Here is a 5,637-nt window from a genome sequence, read left to right as displayed (position 1 = left end):
CACCTCACCACCGCCTCGCCCACCGGCCTGAGAAAGGCCGGCGCCGGCGCGGTGGGCGCCTACCTCCGTCGCCTGCTGCGTGATCAGCAGACGCCACCCAGGACCAAGCTGGTGATTCAGGCGCGCGACGCGGACCGCGGGCACAGCATCCAGCGGATAAAGGAGATCTCCCTCACGAACCCCGGCACCGGGGCGGAGCAGTTCCCCTCCCAAGGCTGGAACTCCCCGGGACAGGCTGCGGAGCCCGGGGGCGAGCGCCCGCTGCTGACCCACGTCTACCAGGAGTCGCCGGTCCAGAGCGCCACGCACCGCTTCGGCTTGGCCAGACCCTTCCGCATTTTCAAGCAGGAGACGGTCAACGCGGGCACGGCAGAGGAGTACGAACGCTTCACCGCGATCGAGATGCCGCCCAAACCGCCGCGTGTCTTCCACCACGTCCACGGAAGATCGGGCCTGGACCGCGCGATCCTCCGTCCGCGCCGAGAAGACCTGCAGCCGCCCGCCGGGCCCGCTCCGTGGATGTCCGACGCACACGCCCTCCGGCGGATGATGGGAGCCGCTCTGCGCACCACTCCGGTGACCGGGCAGCCCCAGGAGGGCTTGGGCCAGGCCGCCGTGGGACCGGACGTCCGGTACAAAGGGGCCGACCAGAGCCTCCACGAGGTGGCCGGTGTCGGCGAACGCCTGGTCGAGGCCCTGCTCTACGCCCTGCGGCACTCGGCGCCGCGGCCGCTCGCCGAAGCGCGCACCGCGCTGAGGCTGGACCTGGCCGGACCCCTGCTGGCCGAGAGCGCCGACGCGGTGTACGCCTGGGCCGAATCCGTCAGCGTCGACTCCGAACTGCCGGACGCGGCCCCCAGCCTTGAGCCAGACACGCGGCTCACACCGGATCAGTTGGCCGCCGTGGGCGTCGAACCGGATCCGCAGCTGAAGACCCATGCCATCGCGATGGGCGGCGTGGTCCACGCCAGGGACGTACCGCTGACGCGGGTCCAGCAGTTCCGGCTGCTGCTCCGGCAGGGAGACCGCCGAAACCAGCTGCTCGGCGAGGCGGTGGTCGACCTGCTGGGTCGGCGGCTCGGCTTTCGGATCGCCCTCGCGGAGCAAGGCAGGATCGAGGCTGCCCGACAGCTGGGAGCCGCCACCGGACCTGAGATCCTTCTCGTTCGGGAGGACGCACGGTACCTGGCCGCCGTACCACACCCGGCCGCCCCGCAGACGCCGCCGGGCGGCTTCGCCCCGCCCGGCGGGGCCGACCTGCGGGGAGTGCTGGGCCGGCGCGAGGTCTTCGCCGACGGCACGGCCCTTCCCAAGCGGCTGGTCACCGACTACACCCTGGTGTCGCCGTTCGCGGGGACGCAGGACGCGTCGGATGCCGAGAAACTCGCCAAAGCCGCTTCGGCCTACCGCCTGCCCAGCCGCACGGTGGCGGTGCCGGCGGACGGCAGCCGGGAGACGTTCCCGGCGTTCCTGGCAGCGCAGCCGGTGGAGGTGGAGGACCACCCCGCCCTGGAGGTCTCCGCAGACGGAAACCTTGCCATCGCCGCCCACGGCAGGCCCAACCGTGAGTTCTTCGCCACCGAGGCCGTTGTCGCCGAGTCGCAGAAACACATCGACCTGGCCGGCGGCAAGGTCAAGCTGATCATCGACACCTCCACCCGCGTCGAGTTCGCCCACGACGGGGATACACGGTGCCTGCTTAAGGTCACACCCCGGATCGAGGGCGAGAAGTCCTCGCTGACCCGCGACTTCTCCGCCACAGTGCTCGGTGAAGAGCACGGGCACCTCGTCCTGCATGACACCAGGCCCCCGGCGGAAGGAGGCACGGGTGCCACCCAGACCGCACGCGCCAACTTCGCGGGCGCCAGGGAGATCTCCGGCCCCGCCTACCTCGCCCAGAGCCTGGTGGACGCACTCGCCGCAGCTGGCCGGGACGACGACGGACCGGTCCCGGAATTCAGTGTGGAGTGGGGGCGCGATCTGTTCGGCAAGTCTGGGGACGCGATGGAGGGGAACAATGGCGACGGGCCGAGCCCGGAACTGAGTGTGGAGTGGGGGCGCGATCTGCTCGGCAAGTACTGGGACGCCATGGAGCAGGACTGGCCAGCGGTTGGAAAGGAGTACGGGCAGGCCCAGTTCCGGGCCAGGCGCGATCCGGAGGTGGCTCGCCGCTGGCAGGAGCTCAACATGCGGCTCGGCGTCAACGAAGCTGCGATCGCGCAGCGGCCGGGCGACGGCTACGTCATCCAGGCGCTGGCCCACCGCGTCGAGGATCATCTCCGCTTCTACGACGAGGATTACGCACACGGCACCGACGAGGACACCCCACTGATCCAGCCCACCGCCGGCTACCACTTCGCGCCGGTCGTGGCTGGTGACGAGAACCACCACATCGCCCTCCAGGTCTTCTCTTCCCGTCGCGACTTCGACCAGGACATGCGCGACGCGATCGAGGCCAACCTCGCCCACTACGGCGACACCCTCGACGCGGAGGCCGCCCGGCTGCAGACCGTGACCGTCCCCACCGACCTCCGCTTCCGGCTCGCCAGGCAACTCCAGATCATCCGCGACACCCGCGCGGAGATCGCCGCTCTGGAAAAGGCCGCCCCACCATCGGTCCTGAACCCGGCCGAGTTGGTGCACGCGCTGCGGGAGACCGAGACCCGTGCCATGACCGCGGCCATCACTGACATGAGCAAGCTGTCCGTCGACACCTACGGCGACCCGAACGAGTTGTGGTTCTTCACCATGCATGGAAGGAGCCTGGGCGAGAGCTTCTACGATCGGTGGGCCGGCGACGGCTCCGTGTTCAGCAACCCGCTGGTCGCGCTCGTCAAGGGCGGCCACAGCCGTACCAAGATCGGAGTGGCCGTCGTCGCCGGGGCGCCGGAAGGCCTCAACGACACCCACCGCGAGCGCCTGACCAACCTCGCGGACGACACCGCCAGGATGGGCCTGTGGCGGGTCGGCCAGGGGATGGAGCCGCCCACGATCAAGTACACGGCTCTGGTCCACCCGGACGAATCCCTGCAGGTCGCCGCTACGCGCGCCGACACCGCCTTGGACTTCTTCCGGCGCACCCTCGACGAGCGCCTCCGCGCTCGTCAGGAGCAGGACCCGTTGCCGGGCGGCGGCACCCTGCGCACCCACCACTTCGAACTGATCCAGGACTTCCGGCTGCGCACCGACCGCGAGGTCTGGCAGGGCAGCACGGACGGATCGCTCGATTCTGCGGTGGAGTTCGAGACCTCCACGGACGGAGCCTTCGCAGGCGAGCTCTCGCTGACCATCGGGGAATTGGCCGGCCTCGCCGAGGCGGCCGGCGTGCGCAAGCCCAAGAGCGACCGGTTCGACCAGAGGTACACCGGTGGCTCCGTCAACCCGGCAGAGGCCCTCCGTACGCGTCAGCTGATCGAATTCGTCCGAGACGCCACCGGCGAGAGCGGATTGCCCCGGGCGCTCCCCCTGGCCGTGGGACGCCAGCTGGCCGACGTGCTGCGCAAGGAGTACGGCCAGTCCGAGCCACTGTCGTCCGGGGAGCTCGCCCCTCTGGCTCGCAAGGTGTTCGGCCTGGCCTCGCAGGAGCCCGTGACGCAGGCGCACCGGCTGGAGCTGTTCGCCCTGGCCGAGCGGGCCAAGGTCAAGCACATCGCCCTCAGCACAGTCCAACTGCGCCTGTCCCGCCTGGCAAGCACGACCGGATCCGCCCTCACCCGATCGGCGCCGCGGGTGCGCACCGCAGCGCAGTTCGGAGCACAGATGCTGGGCAGGCTCGTCGACCGGGCCTCGGGCGTCAAGGCCAGGCGGTGGTCGGAGCCACAGCTGTCCCAGAACACCACGGAGGCGGTCCTCGCCGCCACTCGCTACCGGGAGGACGCTGAGCACTTCGAGAACCGGATCAGTGCTTACGCCGCCGAGGACGAAGAGGCGGTCGCACAGCTGGCGCTGCTGGTAGGTGCGGTCCGCGACCGGTTGACGTTGACGGAACTGGTAGCCCTGGGCGGTCCGCTCGAACCGGTCGGCATCCGAGAGAACTTCTCCGCGCTGCACCGGGCCCTGGAGACCGGGCTCCTCGCCGAGTTGCTCGGGACGTTCGAGGCGCCGGCACCGCTCACCACCCCCAGGTGGTCGGCCCAGCCATCGGACGGCGGAGGCCGGCGCGTGACGGCATGGGCCTTCGGCTTCAGCACCGGATACATGCCGGAGTCGGCCCCCGCAAGGGAGGCGGGCATCGCCTACCAATTGATGCGGTATGCCGTCGAGATGCGCGACCGGTGGACGCTACCCGTCGACCTGGGCTTGGTGCGTCTGGCGCTGATCGGAGCGCTGCCGTCCACCAACCAGGTACTCCAGGGCTGCCAGGCGCTGTTCGACGAACTGGCGCAGCAGGGTCGGCCGGTGGAGCCCGAACTGCACACCGAGCCTGGGTGGCGCAGGTACTCACGCATCCTCCCCCTACGGGAGGAGGAACTGCGTGGCTTCGGCCGGGACGGCTTGCTCCCGGACGAGCATGCCCTCAACGACCGGGGCGCCGACTGGGTGGAGCGGTACCGCGACGTCGCCGTGGACATCCTCGACTCGGTGTCAGACCTTTCGGCAGAGGATGCGTTCGAACTCGAAAAACAGCTGAGAGGGGTGATGGCCGACGAGGCATCGGCTGGCCCGAAGTCCTCCACCGTGTCGCGACGAGGTGCCTACCGCCGCACCGGGCCGTACAGCGCCGAGCTGGACGGCAGGGTGCTGATGCTGTCTTTGAACGAACGCTCGCAGACGGACAGGGGTTTCGCCGGCCCATTGCTGCTCGCCCTGCGTCACGTGGCACCGGCGGCGCTCGCGAGGTCCGCTGCGGACCATGCCGAAACAGCGGAAGCGTTCTCCACGTGGCTTTTCCTGCGCGTCACCGACACCGACGTCCTCGGACACACGCTGCCGCCGCTGGACGGCGACGCCGTGCTCCCGCTGCACCTGCTGCTCGACGCTGACGTACCGCTCTCACCAGCGCGGCGGACACAGGCTGCCCTGAGCGGCGACAAGTTGACCATCTCAGACGCCGACCTGGACCCGGTCCACCGGTTCCGGCTCTTGCGACTCGCCCCGGAACACGCAGCCGGCGGTGAGGTCCCCGCGGACCTGATAGCCCGCGTCCTGTCCACCGCGGCAGCCCGAGAACTGGGCGTCCGAATAGCGCTGGTGAACTCGGACGGAGAAGTCGCGTTCTACGGCGGCGACAGGCCGATGGGCGATGGCGGCGACACCGACGCCAGCCAGCGGCCGGAAGCCGAAATGCCGCTCGCTGTCGTCATACACGACGGTGGCCACTACATCCCCGCACAACCGCGCGCGCCACGACCCAGCACCGGCGAGACCAGCCTTGCGGAGCAGGCCGACGACAACCATGCGCCATCCGCTCAGGACTCTGTCACAGATGAGGTACGCGTCGCGAGGCAGACGTCGTCCGACGAGGCCCAAGAGAAGTCCTCTGCCCTCCGGTACCTTGAGATGCTGCGTGCGGAGGTGGCCCGGGAACTGCAGCGGTTGGTTCCGGGCTACGGCCCCGTGGATGCCGAGACGGTGCAGGAGGCGTACGACGGGCTGCCCTCCCGCCTGGTGCTGAGGGGGACGGTCCGGCAGCGGGGT

1 protein-coding gene is annotated in these 5,637 nt (G+C 70.0%); it reads left to right on the top strand.

Features of this window, described 5'->3' with window-relative positions; genetic code table 11:
- Positions 1-111: 111 nt before the first annotated feature.
- On the top strand, positions 112-5,637 hold a 5,526-nt coding region (locus tag ACI2L1_RS44625), incomplete at its 3' end, for a hypothetical protein (RefSeq protein WP_404745216.1).

The sequence above is a fragment of the Streptomyces sp. NPDC019531 genome (assembly GCF_044903305.1).
Classification (GTDB): Bacteria; Actinomycetota; Actinomycetes; order Streptomycetales; family Streptomycetaceae; genus Streptomyces.
The sequence above is the reverse complement of the archived record's forward strand: the minus strand, read 5'-3'. Positions and strand labels throughout refer to the sequence as shown.